Here is a 22,044-nt window from a genome sequence, read left to right as displayed (position 1 = left end):
CCTGGGTTCAGACATAGGCAGGACTTGGCCCAGTGCGCACGTCATGACAAGACCGCGCTCCGATCACCGATAGTCGATGATCGCGTTGCGCCGCAGGTCGCGGAGGTAGCGCTGAGCGCGTGAACTGACGCGCGACTGTTCCAGCTGCTGATACATGCTGTTGAAGTTGGGCGCCTGAGCCATCTGCGGCTGTTCGCGGCCGCACAGCGTCAACAAGCGCAGTTCCTCTTCGCCGGTCCCGAAGGGCGGCGTCGACTGGCCGACCTGCATTTGCTGAAGGAGCGACTTCAACTGAGGCGGCAGATCGCCGAGCCGGACCTGGTCGTTGACCGTAACTTCCGCGTCATATTCCGCCGCGACGCCTTCCACGCCGCCGCAGCCACCCATGGACGAAATGCTACCGCCCAATCGCTGCACGAAGGCATCGAGCGCGGCTTGAGTCTCCACGTCCGGGACGGGTACGGTCATCTGTTTCAGGCTGAGGACGGTATCGTCCTCGTCCGCCGTCAGGATCTGGCGCTTATCTACGAGCGCGAGCAGGACCACGGCACCCGGAATCTGAATCGGCTGGGTAATCTGGCCTTCATTTAACTGTTCGACCACGGGCTGCAGTTCCTCGGGCAGCTGCTCCAGCTGCACCCAGCCAAGTTCTCCGCCGACGGTGGCCGTGGAGCTTTCGGAATATTGCCGGGCATAGGCGGGGAAGGAGGCGCCCTGACGCAGCTGTTCGACGATCTGGTTTGCGCGTTGCAGGACCTGCTGCGCCGTGTTCGGCGTCGTGAAGAGAACCAGTTCCGCGATGCGGTATTCGTCGGTTCCCTTCGCCGCTTCCATGCGGCGGATCATGGCCTCGACTTCATCGTCGCCGACGTTGACGAACGGCTGGACCTGCCGGCGGATCAGCCGGCCCCAGGCCAGTTCTGCCCGGATCTGCTGCTTGATCGACATTTCGGACGTATCGCGTTCACGCAGATAAACGGCGAACTGCTCCGGCGTCATTTCGAAGTTCCGGGCAACGCGGGCGAATGCGCCGTCCAGTTCCTCGTCGCTGATGAAAACGTCGTTCTCGTTGCTCTCCTGAATCTGCAGCTTCTCGTCGATCAGATTGCTCATGACCTGCATGCGCAGCCGCCGGCGCTCCTCCGCCTCGACGGGCGTCGGGTTGCTCGCGAGCACCAGATTCAGCCGCTGGTCTACATCCGTGTCGGTGACCACATCGCCATTGACGACCGCGGTAGCCTTGCGCACCGCGGGGTCGGTCGGTTCAGCCAGAATCGTGATGTCCGGGTTGCGGTTCAGCTCTTCCAGGATCGGATTGGCCGCGTCCATATTTTGCGCGCCGGCCGGTATGGTGGCGGTGGCAAGCGACAGAATGGCGGCGCTTGCGGCTAAGCGTAGCGTCGTCGAAATCATAAGGGTCTCGTGCTCCAGATTGATCGGCCGCTTCAAGCAGGACGGCAAACCTCGCCGCGCGTTCTAGGCGGGCGCCTTCGAAATGCAACAATCCGCCTGAACGCAGGCTTAGCCGCCAATATTCTTCAGAGATACGGAAAAGGACAGGGTGTTCCCACGCTTAAGGTCGTCGGTTTCGACATAGTCGCGGCGCCAGGTGATGCCGAATTCGAAACATTCATCCTCATAGCCGATGCCGACCCTGTGGCGGATCGGCTCGAAGCCGTCGGAAAGGCTCAGCGCGGATTCCGCCTCGTCCGTTAGATCAACGATGATCGAGCCGAAGGCAGACCAGTACCGTGTGAGTGCAAAGCGGCCGCCAAGGCGGACCTCCTCTCGGTCCGCCAGATCCTCGACGCCGATGTCGCGGTTCAACTGCAGGTAGCCGGCAACCAGGTAGTCGCGTTCGCTGCCGACGGTCAGGTCGACCTCGTTGCGGCGCAGCTGGAACCCATCCTTGTCGAGGCGGTAGCGGTGCACGAGGTCGAGCCAGCTTCCGACGCGGAGTTCATTGCGCCCGACGAAGTCGGAAAACTGTTCGGTCAGGCCCGTCCCGGCCGGGGCGATCGAGGGATTGTCGTCCAGGCTGTACGACTGCCCCACCTCCGCTTCGAACAGAAAACGGGGTCGCTGCAACCTATAGGCCGCACCGTAAGTCACACGCATGCCGCCTTCCCAGCGGTCGTGACCGGGAAACCGGCTGATGTCGAACAGGTTGACGCTTTCAAGGTCGACTGCGCGGCTGTCCTCATTGGGGATGCCGTCATTGAGCCCGCGCGGACTCGCGGACAACTGGACACGGGGGGTGATCATCTGCGTGCCGCCGAGCGCGGGGCCGACCAGCGGCCATTTGACGTCGATGGCCGCGGCGGGAATCGCGCGGGCCTCCCATCCGTTTTCGGCCGAGTAGATTTCCAGCACCGCCTTGTCCTGTTCGTCGGTGCGGTAGACATCGCCGCGCACGAGCCCCTCGAACGTGACCACCTGGCCCAGCGAAGTGATCTCCTGCCGCCACCAGGATGCCCCGCTCGTCAACCGGAACGTATCCATTCCGTCGGCGCGCGTGACGGTCGCGGAGGATGCCTCGATTTCGGCGCGGCCACCGGCAACGCGGGCTGCGGGGCGGTAGCTGAAATCCAGAAGCGGCAGGGCGACCGGAATCAGGCCCTGCTCGTCGTCCTGCGCCAGGCCCTGAAACGCCCAGGCCTCGGCCGACAGATAAGTTTCGGAATCGAGCATTTCCGTGCGCGCGAAATTGCGCAGCGTCGTATCGCGGCTGATCTCGTACCGGCGCAGGAACGTATCGTCGGTGGTCAGGCGCAGTCCGAACTCGCTGGACCAGCGCTCGTCATGCTGGAAGCGGCCATTGCCGTAGATATAGCCGCGGAACTGCTCGGCGCTTTCCTCGAACTCGCCCTCGTCGACTCGCCGTTCGATGCTTGCGACGGTGGCGATGCCGCCGAGCTGGAATGCGCCATTCGCCGCCGCCCGGCGATACTCCGCGCCCAGACTTGGCGCGACTTCCGTATAGACGGTCGGACGCAGGGTCAGGTCGCTCTGTTCGTTCAATGCCAGGAAATAGGGCAGCGTCGCCGATACGCCGACGTCATTGTCGATCTGGAAATCGGGAATGAGAATGCCGTCCGCGCGCGCGTCCACCCGGTCGGCATGCGACAGGGCAGGAAGCGACAGGACGGGTATCCCCAGAAACTCGAAGCGGGGATTCTGATAGCTGATCCGTTGGCGTTCGGGGTCGTGAACGACCCGCGACGCCTTGATCTGCCACAGCGGTTCACGCGGACAGCCGCTGCCGTCGACGACCCGGCACGGCGAATAGACCCCTTGCTCCACGGTCGAGACATTGTCCTCGCGCCGGCCTCGGGTCGCCGCAAGCCGTCCGCCATCGCCCAGGATCAGCAGGAAGCCTTCGATGGCGCCATCGCGAAGATCGTCCTCCAGCGCGACCTCTTCGGCGTAGAGTTGGTTGCCGGCCAGATCGACACCCTCGACGCGCCCGCGCGCCAGCACCTCTCCGCTGTTGCGGTCATAGGTGATCTCGTCGGCGCGGACCCGGTACGGTCCTCGGACCACTACCACATTACCGCGTGCGGTAACGATCCTGTCGTCGGCGTCATAGTCGATGCTGTCGGCGGCGAAGTCGATCGTCTGCTCGGAACTGGGTGCCGCAGACTCGGCATATGAGTCGTCACCCGACGGCCCTTCCTGCGCGGATACGACGCCGGGCAGGGCTGCCATCGCCGCAACGATGCTTGCCCTCGACAAAAATGCGACCTTGCGGGGAATGAAGCGCGCCTTCACGAACCGAAACCAGTCGGGCGTCTGTAGGTCGCGCCGACCTTCCCGGCAAGAACGGGGTGCGCTTGCCGCAGCGGCTGTCGCCGCTAGAACCGGGCGCGCACCATGTGGATCAAGAAGGATATCGTCGTTTCATGAACATCGAATTTCTGTCCGAAGCCCCGGCCGAGGGCGCGGCGCTGGTCGTGCTTAGCGCCAAGGACCTCGTCCTCTCGGAAGCGGCGCAGCGAATCGACGAAGCGGGCGACGGGGCATTGCGGCGGGCGGCCAAGGCCGCGCGTTTCTCTGGTGAGGAAGGCAAGAGCGTCGAATTGCTGGCACCTGCGGGGAGTAACGCGAGCCGCGTTATTCTGATGGGCACCGGCGCGCAGGGCCGCGGCACCGCCTATGCCTTCGAAAAGCTAGGCGCGGGGATCGCCGCGCAGCTGTCGCGGTCCGGCACCGTGCGTGCGGTGGTCGACCTCGGCGGCGCTGCCGATCTCGGCATCTCCAAGGAGGAAGCCGCCGCGCGGATCGCCAACGGCATCCAGATGCGGAATTACGCTTTCGACGGATACAAGACCAAGCTTCCCGAATCGAAGAAGGTGTCGCTCGACCATGTGCAGGTCGTTGGCTGCGGCGATGAAGCGGCGAAGATCTTCGCCGAGCTGGAGGCGATCAATCGCGGCGTCGCGATCGCCAAGGAACTGGTCTCGGAGCCGGCAAACATTATCTATCCGGAAAGCTTCGTCGAACGGGTGAAGGGTCTCGGCATCGACGGGCTGAAGGTCGACGTCCTGACCGAGGAGCAGATGCAGGAGAAGGGCATGAATGCCCTGCTCGGTGTCTCTCTCGGGTCCGAGAAGGAAGCGCGCCTCCTCGTCATGGAATGGGACGGCACCAACGGCGATACCGAGGTGGAGACGGTGTTCGTCGGCAAGGGCGTGACATTCGATTCAGGCGGCATCTCCATCAAGCCCGGGGCGGGCATGGAGGATATGAAATGGGACATGGGCGGCGCCGGCGCCGTCACAGGCGCCATGGTTGCTCTGGCCAGCCGCAAGGCAAAGGTGCGTATCGTCGGCGTGTGCGGACTTGTCGAGAATATGCCTGACGGCAAGGCGCAGCGCCCAGGTGACGTGGTCAAGTCCATGTCGGGCCAGACCATCGAGGTGATCAATACGGACGCGGAAGGCCGCCTTGTCCTGTGCGATGCGATGTGGTGGGCCCAGGAAACCTACAAGCCGAAGCGTCTCATCGACCTCGCAACCCTGACCGGCGCGATCATCATCGGCCTTGGACATCATCATGCGGGCGTTTTCACGAATGACGACGACCTCTGGTCGGGACTCGATGCTGCCGGCAGGGAAACCGGCGACAAGGTATGGCGCCTGCCGATCGGCGATGACTACGACAAGCAGATCGACAGCCAGATCGCCGATATGAAGAATGTCGGCGGCCGCGATGCCGGCTCCATCACGGCGGCCCAGTTTCTCGGTCGCTTCGTACAGGACGGCGTGAAGTGGGCGCATATCGATGTGGCCGGGACCGTCTGGGCCACGAAGCCGGGACCTCTCTACGACAAGGGCGCTACCGGCTTCGGGGTGCGCTTGCTCGACGAGTTCGTACGCAAGACCTGCGAAGGCTGACGGGCGCACGAGAAGGGCAGGTCCGTGGACGTCGGCTTCTACCATTGCACGCGTTCCAGTCCTGAGACGGTGGTTCCGCAGCTCGCCGAGAAGGCAATGGCGGCGAACTACCGTCTTCTGGTGCGCGTTGCTGGACCCGAGGAAGCCGGGCGTCTGGATGAACTGTTGTGGAACTACCGCGCGGACAGCTTTCTACCGCATGGCGTTGCGGGTGTAGGGGATGAGGATGCCCGTCAGCCGCTTCTGATCTCAACCGACTTCTCGCCGGTGAACGACGCGACGCTGGCGATTTCGATGTCTCAAGGTCTGCCCTTCGGAGAGGCGAAGTTCGACCGTGTGCTCCTACTGTTCGACGGGTCCGACGAGGAGGAAACCCGGCGCGCACGGGGCCATTGGCGGGCAGTGGCTGAGCGCGAGGATGTGAGCCGAACCTACTGGCAGCAGATGGAGCGGGGCTGGTCGAAGAGCGCCTGACGTCTTGCCGCTTGCTTCGCCGGGCGGGGAGACCTAATTCCCGCCCGCAAACTTCCCCCCAAATCAATTGCAATTCGGAGACGAACCATGGCGCTCGAGCGCACCTTTTCGATCATCAAGCCTGACGCCACGCGTCGTAACCTGACCGGCGCGGTCACGAAGAAACTCGAAGATGCCGGCCTGCGCGTTGTCGCCAGCCGCCGCATCCAGATGACGGAAGACCAGGCCAAGAAGTTCTACGAAGTTCACGCGGAGCGTCCCTTCTACAACGACCTCGTCAGCTTCATGTCCTCCGGCCCGGTTGTCGTTCAGGTGCTGGAAGGTGAAGACGCCATTGCCAAGAATCGCGAAGTGATGGGCGCCACCAACCCGAAGGACGCCGCCCCCGGTACGATCCGCGCCGAATATGCTGAGTCGATCGATGCGAACTCGGTTCACGGGTCCGACAGCGCCGAAAACGCTCAGATCGAGATCGCGCAGTTCTTCACCGAAGACCAGATCGTCGGTTGATCACATTCTGTTCTGATCGGAGTCCGCAGGCCCGAAGCGCCGGGCTTCGTTTAGAATTCGTCGGCGGCGTCCAGCAGCTTCGTCAGGCTTTTGGACGCCGTGCGGCGCCAGCTTGACTGCAGCCAGGACGCGACATGGTCCCAGTCGGTGTCTTTGCGATCGAGCCGCAGGCCGATCCAGCCGGACGCGCCATAATAGGCCGGGCGGTGATAGAGGTCGGGCTCAGCCCCGATCAGGGCCGACATTTCATCTTCGCCGCTCGTCTTCACCAGCAGGGCGATTCGCTCCTCACCGTGATGACGGTCGGAGAAATGTGCGAAGAACTTTCCCTTTTTCGTCTTGAAGGCGGGCGACCCGTGAGAAGGGGCCTCCTCCGCCTCGGGCAGCTCCAGAGCCAGGTCGCGCACCTGCTCCAGCAGCCAGTCGGCATCGAGGTGCCGCGCCACATAGGCTGAGAGGGCCGCGGGGTAGAGCTGATGCTCCGCATGGAGGACGCGGGCGGCCAAGGTGTCGGGCGTGTCGCTTGGCAAGATGGCGACTTCGATCTGACCGAGCACCGGCCCGTCGTCCAGCTCCGGCGTAACGAGGTGGACCGAGCACCCCGCGACCGGGTCACCCGCATCGATCGCCCGGGCGTGGGTGTCCAGACCCTTGTATTTCGGCAGCAATGAGGGGTGGATGTTGACGATGCGGCCCGACCAGCGCTCGACGAATTCGGGAGAAAGCACGCGCATGAACCCGCACAGGGCGACATAGTCGGTCTCCGCCGCTTCGAGCGTCGCCGTCAACGCCGCCTCGAAGTCCGCTTTGGCAATTCCCTTGTGCGACAGCGCCCAAGTCTCGATGCCTTCGGCTTTGGCTAGCGACAGGCCCGCCGCCTCGGGCTTGTTCGAGGCCACAAGGCACAGCTCGTAAGGGCAGTCCCTCAGGCGCGACGCATAGAGAAGCGCGGCCATGTTCGAACCGCGTCCCGACAAAATTGCCGCGACCCGCAGTCTCTCAGCCATGATGCGTCGCGGACCATGAGTCGGCTTCGCCCCACGCGCCGGCCGGGCCGCTGACCGTCGCGCCGCGGCCGCCGTCTCCGATTTCGCCGATCCGGAACACGCGCTCACCTGCGCCTTCCAGCGAGGCGGATACATCGTCCGCATGTTCCGGGCCGCAAACCAGAACCATCCCTACGCCGCAGTTGAAGGTTCGCGCCATTTCGGCGGCGGCGATATCTCCTTCCTCCTTCAGCCAGGCGAAAATCGGCGGGAAAGGCGCGCCTGACAGGTCGACATGCGCATGCGTACCGTCGGGAAGGATGCGCGGGATATTCTCTAGCAGACCGCCGCCCGTAATATGTGCGAGGCCCTTCACCCGGCCGGACCGGATCGCCGGTAGCAGGCTCTTCACATAGATACGGGTTGGCTCGCGCAATGCTTCGCCAAGGGTACGGTCCGCTTCGAAGGGCGCCGAGGCGGCAAGGTCGAAACCACGGTCCGCCACGATTCTGCGCACCAGCGAATAGCCGTTCGAATGAAATCCGCTCGATGCGAGCCCAAGAAGCACATCGCCAGCTGCGATGGACTGTCCCGTAAGGGCCTCGTCGCGTTCAACGGCGCCGACGCAGAATCCCGCAAGGTCATAGTCGCCTTCGCCGTACATGCCCGGCATTTCGGCTGTTTCGCCGCCGATCAAGGCGCATCCCGCCTGGCGGCATCCCTCGGCAATTCCGGTGACCACATCGCCTGCCACGCCTTCGTCGAGCCGTCCGCTGGCGAAATAGTCCAGAAAGAAGAGCGGCTCGGCACCCTGTACGATCAGGTCGTTGACGCACATGGCGACGAGGTCGATGCCAACGGTATCGTGAACCCCGGTGTCGATGGCGAGGCGCAGCTTCGTGCCGACGCCGTCGGTAGCGGCCACCAGCAGCGGGTCGCGGTAGCCGGCGGCCTTCGGATCGAAAAAGGCGCCGAACCCGCCGATATCCGCATCGGCGCCCGGACGGCGGGTCGCGGCGACCAGCGGTTTGATGCGCTCGACGAGACGGTTGCCTGCATCGATCGAGACGCCGGCCTGCTCATAGGTATAGCCCCCTTCGGGGCGCTCTTTCTGGGTCATGGACGGCCCTCTATCGCTCTCGCGGCGAAGAGGCGAGACTCATCGAGACCGCAGCTCGCCTTCTAAGACTTGGGAGGCTCTCGATAAGCGGCTAGAGAACGCGCCACATATGCTGAGATCCCTTCTTCCCCTGCTGGTCCTTGCGGCCGCCGGCATTCTGGGGCCCGCCACCGGCCGGGCACAGGATGAATCAACGCTCACGTCAGAAGCCTTTACGGTGACCGGCATCGAACTCGACATCAGTGCCGACAGCAATGATGCGGCGCGGCAGGCCGCGTTTCGCGAAGCGCCTCGGCGGGCCTGGCCGCGGCTCTGGGCGCGGCTTAGCGGCGGCGCCGAAGATGCCGCGCCGTCCCTGTCCGATGCGGCGCTCAGTGCGATGGTCGAGGCGATAGAGGTAGAGGAAGAGCTGATCGGAGGAGGCCGCTACCTGGCTACGCTTGGCGTGGTGTTCGACCGTCGGCGAACCGGGCGCCGCCTTCCCGCAGGCGCTCGCGTGCTCCAGAGCGAGCCCATGCTGCTGATCCCGCTTCTTGCAGATGCGGGGGCGCTCAGCACCTTCGATCAGGAGAGCGAATGGTATGAGGCCTGGCGGCGTGCCTCGCTTGGCGGAACCATCGATTACATCCAGCCCAGTGCCTCGTTGGGCGACCGCATCGTCGTGCCGGGATGGCAGGGGATTCGCACCAGTCGCCGCGCCTGGCGCACGGTTCTGGGGCGATTCCGCGCGGAAAATGTGCTGATTGCCGAGGCTCGTATCCAGCGCAGCTACCCGGGCGGACCGATCGCTGGCCGCTTTACGGCGAGATACGGCCCCGACGGAATCTCGCTGGGCAGCTTTTCCCTCCGCGCGTCCTCGGCAGGTGAATATATGGATATGCTGACAACGGCGGTGCAGCGTATCGACAGGCTCTATGCCGAAGCTCTCGAGCGCGGTCTTCTGGAAACCGAAGAGCAGCTCCGCGTGTCGCTGGCGAGCATTTCCGGACCTGACCTGGAGATCGACGATGGACGCGCCGCGCTTGGCACGGTGACCGTGGCCGTTTCGACGCCGGATATCGAAGCGTGGCAGGATGTCGAAGCGGCGCTGTCGTCGCTGCCGGCGCTGGAGCAGGTGGCGCTGACCAGCTTCGCCATCGGGGGCACATCTCGAGTGAGGCTCGATTATAATGGCAGCGAGGACGAACTGCGCAGCGCGCTGGCACGGCGCGGGCTGCGCGTCACGTCGGGCACCAATGGACTTACGCTAAGCCTGCTCAGCGAGGCTGCACCTTCCGGCGATAGTGTCGGGGAGCAGGGAGTTCAGCCCTCGCAAACAGGTTCCTCTGACGCGGCTGCGCAACCTGCCGCCACTTCTGAACAGGCGCCTCAGCCCGCCAACCAGAGCGAGAACTCTTCCGCTCGCGACCTTCTTCCCGACACGGAGGATAACGGTCAGTGACCGGAGAGCTGCCTGTCAGGGTCCGGTTTCACTGGGGATGGCTTGTCGTTCTTGCCATTCTCGCCTGGTTCTTTTGGGAAACGGCAGCGATCCTCCCGCCGTTTCTCGCGGGCCTCGTGATCGCCTATCTTCTCGATCCGGTGGTGGACCGTCTGGAGAGGCGGAAATGGCCGCGCTGGCTTGCGACCACGTGCGTTTTGGTACTGTTCTTCGCGATCATCGGCGGCGCCCTCGTGCTGGTCGCGCCGCTCGCGACCTCGCAGTTCACCGCGCTGCTCGAAGCTTTGCCGGAAATCGTCGGCGAGCTGCGCCCCCATATCGAAAGCTGGTATGACCAGCTCAACCGCATGGGCACGTTCCAGGATATGGGCGCGGGCATTCTGGAGCGGGCCGCCGAAGTCGCAGCGAACGTCGCCCGCTCTCTGCTCGTGCAGACCCTCGCCGTCTTCAACGTGCTGGCGCTCGTGATCATTGTTCCCGTCGTGGCCTTCTATGCGCTTCTCGACTTCGACCGCATGACCGGCAGTGTGCAGAGCTGGATCCCGCCCCGTTTCGCGCCTTCCGCCGCGCGCCTGTTCGGGGAGGCCGATACGGCCCTGTCCGGGTTCATTCGCGGTCAGTCGCTCGTCTGCGCCGCGCTGGCGGTCTTCTACGCGGCGGGCTGGGGACTGACGGGCCTCGACTATGCACTCGTACTTGGCCTCGTGGCTGGGATCCTGTCCTTCGTCCCCTATCTCGGCGCCGTCATTTCCGTCGCCCTCGCGCTGATCGTCGGGCTGGGGCAGTTCGGCTTCGACTGGGTGCACCTCATCCTGATCTTCGCGGTGTTTCAACTCGGCCAGATTCTCGAAGGCTCGGTCCTTACCCCCAATCTCATCGGCGAGCGGATCGGCCTCCACCCCCTTTGGGTTCTTTTCGCCGTGTTCGCGGGCGGTGAAATTGCCGGACTGGTGGGTGTTTTCCTGGCCGTTCCGGTTGCCGCCGTGGTCGCTGTCGTCGTGCGCGCCGTTATGCGGGCTTACCTGGCCAGCCCTATCTATGCGCCGGCAGCGCGTTCTGCAGAATCTGCGCGGGATACCGGCCCGCCCGCACAATGAGCGGGCAACTGGGCTTGCCTCTGGCGTTTCAGGGACAGGAGGTCGGCGACTTCATCGTCACGCCTGCCAATGAGGATGCCGCAAAGGGAGTTTCCGGCTGGGCAGACTGGCCCGATGGGGCCGCGCTGCTCGTCGCGCCGGCGAAAAGCGGCGCGTTGCGGCTTGCGCGCTCGGTCGAGCGAGAGTCCGCTGGGGCTGTCACGCTCTGGCCCGATGCCGACAGCGCCGCAGGGGAGGGAGCGCCGGAAACACAACTTTTCCACGCGCTCAACCGGGCTCGCGAAGGGGAAACCGTGCTGCTTCTGCTTGCCGAAAGCATGCCCGGATGCTGGCCGGTCGGCCTGCCCGACCTGCGCTCGCGGCTTCTCGCGCTGCCGATCTTCGAGATCGGTGCGCCGGATGACGAACTTGTGGCGGAACTTCTCCACCTCAAATTCACCGAGCGGGGGCTCGCCGTCGCCCCGGACGTCATCGAATATCTGCAGCAGCGCGCCGAGCGAGACTATCTCATGCTCGACCGGCTCGCTGAGGAGATCGACCGCGCCGCACTGGAACAGGGCCGCCGTGTCACCGTTCCGCTGGTATCGCCGATATTGAACAGAAATCACGAGGGGGAGGAATGAGCGGGGAATCCACCGAAACGCAAAGTGTCGAGGCTTTCCCTGCCGCGGAGCGCTTTTTCAACCGGGAGCTCTCCTGGCTGAAGTTCAACGAGCGTGTGCTCGAGGAGGCCAATAACTCGGCCTACCCGCTGCTCGAACGCCTGAAATTCCTCGCCATCTGCGGCGACAATCTCGACGAATTCTACATGGTGCGCGTCGCCGGCCTGCATGGGCAGGTCGAAGAGGGCGTGGAAACCCTGACGCCGGAAGGGCAGACTCCGGCCCAGCAGCTGAAGGCGGTGCGGCGAGAAGCCGACCAGCTGACGGCTCGGCAGCAGGATATCTGGAACGCACTCCACGGCGAACTCGATGATGTGGGGATCGAGGTGCTCGTTCCGGACACGATCAATGCCGACGAGAAGGCCTGGCTGGAACGCTATTTTCTCGAACAGATCTTTCCGGTGCTGACGCCCCAGACGCTCGATCCCGCCCACCCGTTTCCGTTCATTCCGAATCTCGGCTTCGGCCTCATCATGGAGCTTGAGCATCCCGACGTGGACGAGGAGCGGCTGACGCTCGTCATCATGCCGCCATCGCTCGACCGCTTCGTACGCCTCCCCGGAACCGAAGCGCGTTACGTCGCGCTCGAGAACATCGTGCGCCTGTTCGTCCACGAGGTGTTTCCCGGCTACGCGATCACGGGCGACGGCGTCTTTCGCATCATTCGCGACAGCGACATCGAGGTCGAGGAGGAGGCCGAGGACCTGGTCCGCTATTTCCAGACTGCAATCAAGCGGCGCCGGCGCGGCGACGTCATCCGCTTGAAGGTCGAGGAGCGCATGCCGACGCACTTGCGCCGCTATGTGCGCAAGGCGTTCCGCATCGACGAAGAGGACATGTCCGTCCTGAAGGGCATGATCGGTCTTTCCGATCTCATGCAGCTATACGGCGAGGAACGGCCCGAGCTGAAATTTCCGCCCTACGATCCGAGGTTTCCCGAGCGCATCCGCGAACATGGCGGCGACTGTTTCTCCGCCATCGGCGAAAAGGACATCATCGTCCATCACCCCTATGAGAGTTTCGAGGTCGTGGTGGCGTTCCTGCGGCAGGCCGCGGCGGATCCGAATGTGGTCGCCATCAAGCAGACGCTCTACCGCGCCGGCAAGCAGTCGGCCGTCATCCGCGCGCTGATCGATGCTGCCGAGGCGGGGAAATCGGTAACGGCCGTGGTCGAGCTGAAGGCCCGCTTCGACGAGGAGCAGAACCTGGCCTGGGCCGCGGAACTGGAACGCGCCGGCGTGCAGGTGGTCTACGGCTTCATCGAGTGGAAGACCCACGCGAAGATGTCGCTCGTCGTCCGGCGGGAGGGGCAGGGCATGCGCACCTACTGCCACTTCGGCACCGGCAATTATCACCCGGTCACTGCGAAGATCTACACCGACCTCAGCCTGTTTACGTCCGATCCGGTTCTCGGGCGCGATGTCGCGCAGGTCTTCAACTACATCACTTCCTACGTCGAACCGTCCCGCCTTGAAGCCATGTCGATCGCGCCCGTCGGGATTCGGGCTCGCATCGAAGGCCTGATCGACCGCGAAATCGAAAATTTGAAGTCGGGCAAACCCGCCGGCATCTGGATGAAGATGAACTCCCTTGTCGACGCGGAGATGATCGACAAGCTGTACGAGGCGAGCATGGCGGGTGTGCCCATCGAGCTCGTCGTTCGCGGCATTTGTTGCCTGCGACCGGGGGTCGAGGGGCTGTCGCCGACCATTCGCGTTCGGTCGATCGTCGGACGGTTCCTGGAGCACAGCCGCATTTACGCCTTTGCAAACGGCGCGGAGCTGCCCTCCAGAACGGCGAAGGTCTTTATTTCCTCGGCCGACCTGATGCCGCGCAACCTCAACCGCAGGGTCGAGGCTCTTGTGCCCATTTCCAATCACACGGTTCATGCGCAGGTGCTCGATCAGGTCATGCTCGCCAATCTGAAGGATACCGAACAGAGCTGGGAGATGATGCCCGACGGGTCCTATGTCCGGATCAGCGCCGCCGGCGAGCAGTTCAACGTCCATCACTATTTCATGAACAATCCGTCACTGTCCGGACGCGGGACGGTGATCGACGAGGCACCCGACGTGCCGCGGCTCGACTTGACCGGGCCGCCCCCTTCACCGGCTTCGGCAGGCGGTACCGACGAGTGACGGGCAACGATCGTGCCGCCCCCGGGGCCTTGGAGGCTGCCGGTCCGCCGATCCGCGCGGTCGTCGATATCGGGTCCAACTCGATCCGGCTCGTCGCCTTTCGCGGTGACCGACGCACCCCCATGACCCTGTTCAACGAGAAGGTCATGGCCGGCCTTGGCGCGGGTGTCGGAACTACCGGCAAGCTGCAGGAAGAGCGCATGGAGATCGGCGAAGATGCCCTCCGGCGCTTCGCGCTCCTCTGCAAGGACATGAACACGCAGAAGGTGGAAGCCTTTGCCACCGCCGCCGTTCGCAACGCAGCGAACGGCCCAGACTTCGTGCGGCGCGTTCGCGAGATTTGCGGTATCGACATCGAAATTATCGATGGCCGCGAGGAGGGTCGCTTCTCCGCCCTCGGCGTCCTCGCCGGTATTCCGGACGCGGACGGCGTGATCGGCGACCTTGGCGGCGGCAGCCTGGAACTCGTGCGGCTGAAGAAGGGCAAGCCGCAGGACATCGTTTCGCTGCCGATCGGCGCTCTGAAACTTGCCGAAGCGCGCGCCAGCGGGGGCGACACGATGCGCAAGCTGATCAAGAAGACTTTGGCCGATGCCGGCTGGGAAGGGCGCGGGAAGAACCTGCCCTTCTACATGGTAGGCGGGTCATGGCGCGCGCTCGCGCAGCTTCAGATGCACCTGATCGACTTTCCGCTCCCAATTGCTCATCAATATGAACTGGACCGCGCGGAAATCGACCGGCTGGCGCGCTCTGTACCGAAGCTCAGCGAAAAGCGTCTGGCCGTGATCCGCCAGGTGTCCTCGCAGCGTGTCCCGCACCTTGCCGGCGCCGCTCTGCTGCTCCGGGCGGTCGTAAAGCATCTCAAATCCAGTCATGCGGTGGTATCCGCCTATGGCATCCGCGAAGGGGTGTTCTTCGAAGGCTTGCCATCCGACCTTGCCGCCAAGGACCCGCTGCTGACCGCTGTGCGCGCAGAAGGGCGCAAGCATGCCCGCTTCCCGCACCATGCCGGTGCATTGCACCGTTGGACCGATCAGCTCTTCGCAGATGATACGGAGGAACAGAAGCGGCTTCGCCGCGCCGTTTGCGAACTGGTCGATGTCGCGGCCAGCGCGCATCCGGATTTCCGCGCCGAGCGGGCGCTTGAGGTAGGTCTTCGGGGCAATTGGGTTGCCGTCGATCATGCCGGACGCGCCCAGCTCGGCGCGGCGCTCTTCGCCCTGAATGGGGGACAGGTGACGGATACGGCAAGAACCGCGCTCGCCCCGCTTGCTCCGTTCGAGGACCTGGACCGCGCGACAGGGTGGGGCCTTGCCCTGCGTCTGGCGCAGCGCCTGACAGGGGGAACCGTTGCGCCGCTGGGCGGCAGCGCGCTTTCGCTCGATCAGAAGGGGCTGGTCTTGAAGCTGACGCCGGCCTGCGCGCCGCTATGGTCGAATGCCGTCGAGAAACGGCTTGCGCAGTTGGCACTTCACATGGGTCTCGACTGGAGGGTCGACACGGGCTCGGGTTAGTCCGTTCAGTCCGGCTTGCCCTTCATCTTCAGCTTGCCCTTTTTCACCGCGAAACTCAGCTGGCCTTCGACCAAGGCCAGCGCGTCTTCCCCGAAGACTTCGTAGCGCCAGCCTTCCAGCAAGGGCAGGTCTTCGCGCTCTCCATTTGCCAGCCGCTCCAGATCCTCCGCGCGTCCGATCAGCTTTGCGGCCACACCCGCTTCTTTCGACCTGACTTTCAGGAGGAGCTTGAGAAGGTCCGCGATCAGGGCTGCATCGGGTCCCAGCCGAGGACGGCCGCGCGCCTTATCTGGAATTTCGTCGGCGGAAAGCGGCTCGGCGTCTTCGATCGCGAACATGAGCCGCTCGCCGATATCGTTCGTCGCCCAGGTCTTCGACAGCCCTCGCACCCGCGCAAGGCCGGACTGGTCTTTCGGGGGATGGCCGGCAAGGTCGGCCAGCGTTTCATCCTTCACGATGCGCCCGCGCGGCAGGTTCTTCTCGCGCGCTTCGCGTTCGCGCCAGGCCGCAAGCGATTTCAGCCTGCCTAGCGCCTCGGCGTTGCGGCCCTGGAATTTCACCCGCCGCCATGCCTTTTCCGGCGGGCTGTCGTAATTCTCCGGATCGGTCAGGCGCTGCATGTCCTGATCGAGCCACGCGCCGCGGTCGGTCTGACGCAGCTGCTCGAGCATTTCCGGGAACAGCTCGGCGAGGTGGGTCACATCGGCAACGGCATAATCGAGCTGGCGCTTCTCCAGCGGGCGCCGCGACCAGTCGGTAAAGCGCGCACCCTTGTCGAGCGAGATGCCGAGATAATGATTGACCAGCGCGGCGTAGGAAATCTGCTCGCCCATCCCCAGCGCCATGGAGGCGATCTGAGTATCGAATAGTGGCCAAGGCGTTTTCTTGGTCAGGTTGTAGACGATTTCCACGTCCTGACCGGCCGCGTGCATCACCTTCAGGATATCGCTTTCCACGATCAGGTCGAGAAGCGGCGTCAGGTCGATATCGGCCAGAGGGTCGACGGCGGCGGCCACGTCCGGGCTCGCGATCTGCACGAGGCACAGCTCGGGATAATAGGTGCTCTCGCGCATGAATTCCGTGTCGACTGCGAGGAAGGGGGCACCTTCCAGGTCGCGGCACAAGGCTTTCAGGCTGGCAGTGTCGGTGATCAGTTGATATTCGGCCATCGACGCCTCTTAGGGCCGCGCGGATCGCGATTCCAGCGCGCGCCTCATGTGACCAGCCTGCCTGCTGCAGTTTTTGATTGGAGTGGTTCTTCCATGCACCCGTTTCGTTCGCACACTTGCGCCGCCCTTCGGAAAGAAGATGTCGGCGAAACCGTCCGGCTTTCGGGCTGGGTGCATCGCAAGCGCGATCATGGCGGCCTGTTGTTCGTCGACCTGCGCGATCATTACGGCATCACCCAGATCGTCTCGGAAGAGGGCGAAGATGCCTTCTCCGCTCTCGACCGTCTGCGGGTGGAAAGCGTGGTCACCGTGACCGGGAAGGTCGTGGCGCGCTCTGCGGAGACGGTGAACGAGGACCTCCCGACCGGTGAAGTCGAGGTCCAGGCCGAGCAGGTGGCTGTGCAGTCCAGTGCCGCCGAATTGCCGATGCCGGTCTTCGGCGATGCCGAATATCCCGAGGATATCCGCCTGAAGCACCGCTACCTCGACCTGCGCCGGGAAAAGATGCACGCGAACATGATGCTGCGCTCGAACGTCATCGCATCGATCCGGCGCCGCATGATCGAGCAGGGCTTCACGGAATTCCAGACGCCGATCCTGACTGCGTCGTCGCCCGAAGGTGCGCGCGACTATCTCGTTCCCAGCCGCGTTCATCCCGGCAAGTTCTACGCGCTCCCCCAGGCGCCGCAGATGTTCAAGCAGCTGCTTATGGTCGCCGGCTTCGACCGCTATTTCCAGATTGCGCCTTGTTTCCGCGACGAGGACGCGCGCGCTGATCGCAGTCCCGGCGAATTCTACCAACTCGATTTCGAGATGAGCTTCGTCACGCAGGACGATGTTTTCAACGCTATCGAACCGGTTCTCGAGGGCATTTTCAACGAGTTTTCCGACAAGAAGGTCACTCCGGCGCCGTTCCCGCGCATTCCCTTTGCCGAGGCGATGCTCAAATACGGGTCCGACAAGCCCGACCTGCGCAATCCCATCGAGATCAGCGACGTGACCTCGCATTTCGAAGGAAGCGGCTTCGGCCTCTTCGCGAAGCTCGTATCGTCAGGTAATGTCGTGCGTGCCGTGCCGGCGCCCAAAGCGGGTGAGAAGAGCCGCAAATTCTTCGATGATATGAACGAGTGGGCGCGCGGCGAGGGCTATGCGGGTCTGGGCTACATCAACATCAAGGACGGCGTGCCGGGCGGACCGATCGCCAAGAACCATGGCGAGGAGAAAACCGCAAAGCTGATCGAGGAACTGGGCCTCGGCGAGAATGACGGCGTCTTCTTCGCGGCCGGGAAGGAGAGCGAGGCGGCCAAACTTGCGGGTGCTGCGCGGACGCGCGTCGGCGAACAGCTAGACCTGATCACCGACGAGGAGTTCAAATTCTGCTGGATCGTCGACTTTCCGATGTATGAAAAGGATGAGGATACCGGCGAGGTCATCTTCTCCCATAACCCATTCTCGATGCCCCAAGGCGAGATGGAAGCGCTGGAGACGAAGGACCCTCTCGACATCCTCGCCTGGCAGTATGACATCGTCTGCAACGGCGTCGAACTTTCCTCCGGCGCAATCCGGAACCACCGCCCGGACATCATGTACAAGGCGTTCGAAATCGCCGGCTATTCGAAGGAAGATGTCGACCGCGACTTCGCCGGCATGATCGGTGCGTTCCAGTACGGGGCACCGCCGCATGGCGGTTCCGCGCCCGGTGTCGACCGGATCGTGATGCTGCTCGCCGACGAACCGAACATTCGCGAGGTGGTGCTGTTCCCGATGAACCAGCGCGCCGAGGATCTGATGATGAACGCGCCGTCGCCGGTTTCGGAACGGCAGTTGAAAGAGCTCCACCTGAAGCTCAACCTGCCGAAGCCGAAGGTTGCACCGAAGGCGGGCGAAAAGCTGGTCGAGGAACGCTAGGCCGGGATCAGCCGGGAGGGTCTCAGCCGCGCGTTCCGCGGCTGAGATACCAGGTCAGCCGCTCGGTTTCGGGCCCGGCCCGGCGATATTCGGGTGCCAGCTGCTCATACACGACGAAGTTCGACAGCACGTTCCGGACGTATGTCTTGGTCTCGTAGAACGGGATTTCCTCGATCCACTTGAGCACATCGGTTCCAGGGTCGCGCGGATCGCCATGCTCGCGAACCCAGCGCCGCACATTTCCGGGGCCGGCATTGTAGCTCGCCACGGCCAAGACGACGCTGCCGTCCCAATAGTCGATCATGTCGTCGAAATAGGCGGCGCCCAGCCGCACATTATAGTCCGGATCGCCGGTCAGGCCGCTATAGCGATAGCCGATTCCCTCGCGCCGGGCCTGTTCCTGCGCCGTAGCGGGCATAAGCTGCAGCAGACCGCGCGCACCCGCGTGGCTGACCGCATCGCTTTCGAACTGGCTCTCCTGCCGGGCGATGCCGTGCACGTAAATCCACTGCTGCTCGGTGGCCGCATTCGTTTCCAGGCGGGGATAGCTGATGGCAACGATCTCGGACGGGCCGGTCGTGTCCGAACCCCGGGTAGAGCGCACCGCCACCCGCTCGTTCCCAGTGCGATTGGCCAGCTCCGACACCAGCCGCAGCGTAGTGCGATCCGCTGTCTCGGCCAGTTGCTGCAGAAAGACTCGCTGCATGCCCTCATTGCCTTGGTTCCCGTATATCTGCACGGCCTCCACGCGCGGGTCGGCGTAGAAGCGGCTGCGAAGCTCGTCGGAAACGGCGGGAAGGTCGTCCGATGCTATGCCGTAGGTCAGCCCGGCACGCTCATGCGCAAGCTGGCCGTAGAAGGTGAGGGGGTAGCGCGCCGCGTCGGTATAATAGCCGCGCGCAGCCGCGTTGCCGGCCGCTTCGGCAGACCGTCCTGCCCAGTATAGGCCGCGCGCCCGGGTCGGCGCGAACTTCGCGGCGTCCTTGAAATTGCGGAAGTGCTGCAGCGCGTCGGCGGGTCGGTCGAGATCATGCAGGGCGATCCAGCCGGCCAGCCATTCCAGGCTGGTGAAGGTATCGCGCTCATCCGCGCTGTTTTCGATTAGCGGCTCCGCAAAGGACAGCCCGCCATGGTGGGCGGCGATCCGGTAGGCGAGGTCCGGCTGCCGGTCGTTCAGCGCCGCCTCCGCAGCCTGCAGATGGGCCTGCATCCACTTGTCGGCATCGCCCGCGCTGCCGGGCGCGATACGCGTGTCGGCAAGCAGTTCGCGGGCATAAGCGAAATTGCCGGTCGAACGGGCGAATACATACTGGTCGTAGATCAGACCCGGGTGGCGCCGAAGAGATCCCGGGACCTGCTCGATCAGCGCGCGCGCGCGGTCGGTATCCCCGCCACGCTCGCTTCCGCGTTGCAGGGCAAGGCGGCTCTCGGCAAGCGCGCGGTCCGCCGGATCCAGGATGGACAGCAAAGCTTCGGCAGCGCTGCGCTTCTGCGCCCACAGAAGCAGGTTCGCGCGCTCCGCATGATCTTCGGCTGCAAACACCTCGCCGAAGTCGGCTAGCACTTCGGCCTGGCTTTCCTGGTCCAATCCGGAAGAGCGCCAGGCATCGATCAGGAGGGCTCTACCGTCCTCGCGGCGGCCCACAGCCATCAGCGCCCGCGCGTTCACCAGCTTCGCTTCGGCGCTCAGCGGCTCGCTGACGTCGAAGAAGGCGACAGCCTGCGAGGGCGGCGATTCCAGGGCGAGCGCCGCGCCGCGTGCTTTCAACTCGGCGAGGCGCGGGAACTCCGGATAGGTGCTAAGGAAGTTGGTCAGCTCTTCCAGCCTGACGTCGGCCTGGGGGTTCAACAGCCGCTCCCACTCGGTGAGGATGAACGCGGTCGGGACCCGCGGGGTGGGGGCCGGGACCGACTCGGTAATTTGCGGCGGGCTGTCCTCGGCGACAGTTTCGGGCTGGGGGGCAGGGGGTGTATTCGGCCGCGGATCGGTCAGCAGCATGGCGGCCACCGGAACCGAGACGATCAGCGCTCCCAATGCGGCTCCGGAACTTAGCGACTTCCGCGACGCGCGCTGGCTACGAGGCGGGGTCTTCTGCTTGGTCTTCGGGCTGGACAGGTGGCTTCCGGGCTTCATAGGGGGAATATCTGAACTCTCTTCGGTGACGCGAGTATGAACACTATGCCTCACCAACGATCAGAACGGCGAAAAGTTTGATGGAAAACCGCGCGCGCTACGCCGGGTCGATGCCCGCTCTCGTGACTCCCTTTTCGGGCGGCAAGGTCGACTATGACTGCCTCGAGGAACTTGTCGAATGGCAGATCGCGTCCGGGACGACCGGGCTGGTGCCCTGCGGCACGACCGGCGAATCGCCGACGCTGTCGATCGAGGAGCATCATGACGTCGTCCGCTGCGTGGCGAAGGCTGCCGCCGGCCGCGTCCCCGTCATTGCCGGTGCCGGCTCGAACGACACGCTGACTGCCTGCATGCATGCGCGCGAGGCGGAGGATGCGGGCGCCGACGCGCTGCTGGTCATTGCGCCCTACTATAACAAGCCCAACCAGGAGGGGATGTACTGGCATTTCCGCTCCGTGGCGGAGGCCTCCTCGCTTCCCGTCTTCCTCTACAACGTGCCCGGACGTACCGTGGCCGACATCGCTCCGGATACCGTGAAGCGGCTGTCCGAGCTGCCCAATGTGATCGGCATCAAGGATGCCAGCGGCAATGTCGCGCGCGTAACCGAGGCGCGCCTCGATTGCGGTGAGGAATTCTGCATTCTCTCCGGCGCCGATGAACTGACGCTCGGCATCATGGTTGCGGGGGGCTGCGGCGCGATTTCGGTCACTGCCAATGTCGCGCCCGCGCTGTGCGCCGAATTCATGGGCCATTGCCGCGAAGGGCGCTGGGACGAAGCGCGGGCGCTCAACGATCGCCTGCACAGGCTGCACCTTGCCATGTTCGCAGATCCCAGCCCGGCACCGGCCAAATATGCCATGAAGAAACTCGGGCGGCTTGCCGACGATGCAGTACGCTTGCCGATCGTCGAATGTTCGCCGCGCGCGAAAGAGATTGTCGATACCGCTCTAGCGGAGACGGGCCTGCTATAATGGCACGGACGGCGGACAAGTATCGGCTGGTCGCGGAGAACCGCAAGGCGCGCCATGAATACAGCCTCGAGGATGTTTTCGAGGCCGGGCTCGTTCTGCAGGGAACCGAGGTCAAGTCCCTGCGTGAGGGCAAGTCGACCATCGCCGAATCCTATGCGGAGATACGCGGGAACGAGGCATGGCTGGTCAACGCGAATATCCCGGAATACGCCTTTGGCAATCGGCAGAATCACGATCCGAAGCGGCCGCGCAAATTGCTGCTGCACAGGCGGCAGATCGACAAGCTGGCGGGGGCGGTACAGCGAGAGGGGATGACTATCGTCCCGCTGAAACTCTACTTCGACGATGGCGGACGGGCAAAGATCGAGATCGCGCTCGCCAAGGGCAAGCAGCTCCACGACAAACGGCAGGCAGCGAAGGACCGCGACTGGAAGCGGCAGCAGGCCCGTCTGCTCCGGGAACGCGGCTGAGGGCCGCTGCCTTGTGCCGGAAATTGACGCATATCGAAGCCGGGCAGGCCAGCT

General features: G+C 64.1%; 17 protein-coding genes. 11 read left to right on the top strand and 6 right to left on the bottom strand.

The window, feature by feature from the left end; all coding sequences use genetic code 11:
• Positions 1–63: 63 nt before the first annotated feature.
• A complete protein-coding gene (locus tag KCN53_RS07910; protein WP_224199515.1) occupies positions 64–1,449 on the bottom strand; it encodes a peptidylprolyl isomerase in 1,386 nt (461 codons plus the stop codon).
• Positions 1,450–1,521: 72 nt separating this feature from the next.
• Complete coding sequence (locus KCN53_RS07905; RefSeq protein WP_088713474.1) at positions 1,522–3,708, bottom strand: LPS-assembly protein LptD; 2,187 nt, start codon at positions 3,706–3,708, stop codon at positions 1,522–1,524.
• Positions 3,709–3,902: 194 nt separating this feature from the next.
• On the opposite strand from KCN53_RS07905, the gene KCN53_RS07900 reads away from it, so the two are divergent.
• From KCN53_RS07900 to ndk, 3 genes are all read left to right on the top strand, one after another.
• Positions 3,903–5,396 (top strand): leucyl aminopeptidase, encoded by a 1,494-nt coding sequence (locus KCN53_RS07900; protein ID WP_088712859.1) that lies wholly within the window; start codon positions 3,903–3,905, stop codon positions 5,394–5,396.
• Between the two features lie 24 nt (positions 5,397–5,420).
• Positions 5,421–5,870: a DNA polymerase III subunit chi gene (locus tag KCN53_RS07895; RefSeq protein WP_088712860.1), complete on the top strand. Its 450-nt coding sequence runs from the start codon at positions 5,421–5,423 to the stop codon at positions 5,868–5,870.
• An 87-nt stretch (positions 5,871–5,957) separates the two neighbouring features.
• On the top strand, positions 5,958–6,380 hold the full coding sequence (gene ndk, locus KCN53_RS07890) for a nucleoside-diphosphate kinase (protein ID WP_088712861.1): 423 nt from the start codon (positions 5,958–5,960) through the stop codon (positions 6,378–6,380).
• A gap of 50 nt (positions 6,381–6,430) precedes the next feature.
• Here the strand turns inward: ndk and purN are convergent, their stop codons facing one another.
• Together purN and purM are read right to left on the bottom strand one after the other, a co-directional pair.
• Positions 6,431–7,387 (bottom strand): phosphoribosylglycinamide formyltransferase, encoded by a 957-nt coding sequence (gene purN / locus KCN53_RS07885; protein WP_088712862.1) that lies wholly within the window; start codon positions 7,385–7,387, stop codon positions 6,431–6,433.
• A complete protein-coding gene (gene purM / locus KCN53_RS07880; RefSeq protein ID WP_088712863.1) occupies positions 7,380–8,486 on the bottom strand; it encodes a phosphoribosylformylglycinamidine cyclo-ligase in 1,107 nt (368 codons plus the stop codon). The genes purN and purM overlap by 8 nt, the downstream gene beginning before the upstream one ends.
• A gap of 109 nt (positions 8,487–8,595) precedes the next feature.
• On the opposite strand from purM, the gene KCN53_RS07875 reads away from it, so the two are divergent.
• From KCN53_RS07875 to KCN53_RS07855, 5 genes are read left to right on the top strand one after another with little or no spacing between them, the layout of a single operon-like run.
• Positions 8,596–9,927, top strand: a complete 1,332-nt coding sequence (locus KCN53_RS07875; RefSeq protein ID WP_088712864.1) for a hypothetical protein — start codon at positions 8,596–8,598, stop codon at positions 9,925–9,927.
• Positions 9,924–11,024, top strand: coding sequence for an AI-2E family transporter (locus KCN53_RS07870; RefSeq protein WP_088712865.1), 1,101 nt, complete (start codon positions 9,924–9,926; stop codon positions 11,022–11,024). Before KCN53_RS07875 ends, KCN53_RS07870 begins: the two co-directional genes overlap by 4 nt.
• Positions 11,021–11,647 (top strand): HdaA/DnaA family protein, encoded by a 627-nt coding sequence (locus KCN53_RS07865; RefSeq protein ID WP_088712866.1) that lies wholly within the window; start codon positions 11,021–11,023, stop codon positions 11,645–11,647. The genes KCN53_RS07870 and KCN53_RS07865 overlap by 4 nt, the downstream gene beginning before the upstream one ends.
• Positions 11,644–13,824, top strand: coding sequence for an RNA degradosome polyphosphate kinase (locus tag KCN53_RS07860; protein ID WP_088712867.1), 2,181 nt, complete (start codon positions 11,644–11,646; stop codon positions 13,822–13,824). The genes KCN53_RS07865 and KCN53_RS07860 overlap by 4 nt, the downstream gene beginning before the upstream one ends.
• Positions 13,821–15,338 (top strand): Ppx/GppA family phosphatase, encoded by a 1,518-nt coding sequence (locus KCN53_RS07855; protein ID WP_088712868.1) that lies wholly within the window; start codon positions 13,821–13,823, stop codon positions 15,336–15,338. Before KCN53_RS07860 ends, KCN53_RS07855 begins: the two co-directional genes overlap by 4 nt.
• Positions 15,339–15,343: 5 nt before the next feature.
• Here KCN53_RS07855 and rnd read toward each other — a convergent pair whose 3' ends face one another.
• Positions 15,344–16,507, bottom strand: coding sequence for a ribonuclease D (rnd, locus tag KCN53_RS07850; protein ID WP_088712869.1), 1,164 nt, complete (start codon positions 16,505–16,507; stop codon positions 15,344–15,346).
• A gap of 93 nt (positions 16,508–16,600) precedes the next feature.
• On the opposite strand from rnd, the gene aspS reads away from it, so the two are divergent.
• Positions 16,601–18,415 carry an aspartate--tRNA ligase gene (gene aspS, locus KCN53_RS07845; protein WP_088712870.1) on the top strand — a complete coding sequence of 605 codons (1,815 nt, stop codon included), beginning with the start codon at positions 16,601–16,603 and terminating at the stop codon, positions 18,413–18,415.
• A gap of 22 nt (positions 18,416–18,437) precedes the next feature.
• Here the strand turns inward: aspS and KCN53_RS07840 are convergent, their stop codons facing one another.
• On the bottom strand, positions 18,438–20,549 hold the full coding sequence (locus KCN53_RS07840; RefSeq protein WP_088712871.1) for a lytic transglycosylase domain-containing protein: 2,112 nt from the start codon (positions 20,547–20,549) through the stop codon (positions 18,438–18,440).
• 80 nt (positions 20,550–20,629) lie between these two features.
• Between KCN53_RS07840 and dapA the strand changes: the two genes are divergently transcribed.
• Both dapA and smpB read left to right on the top strand, forming a co-directional pair.
• Positions 20,630–21,520: a 4-hydroxy-tetrahydrodipicolinate synthase gene (dapA, locus tag KCN53_RS07835; RefSeq protein ID WP_088712872.1), complete on the top strand. Its 891-nt coding sequence runs from the start codon at positions 20,630–20,632 to the stop codon at positions 21,518–21,520.
• Positions 21,520–21,990, top strand: coding sequence for an SsrA-binding protein SmpB (smpB, locus tag KCN53_RS07830; protein ID WP_088712873.1), 471 nt, complete (start codon positions 21,520–21,522; stop codon positions 21,988–21,990). Before dapA ends, smpB begins: the two co-directional genes overlap by 1 nt.
• Positions 21,991–22,044 lie beyond the last annotated feature (54 nt).

The organism is Pacificimonas aurantium (assembly GCF_020092905.1).
GTDB classification, from domain to species: domain Bacteria; phylum Pseudomonadota; class Alphaproteobacteria; order Sphingomonadales; family Sphingomonadaceae; genus Pacificimonas; species Pacificimonas aurantium.
Note: the sequence above shows the minus strand (reverse complement) of the source record. Positions and strands in the feature narration are given on the sequence as shown.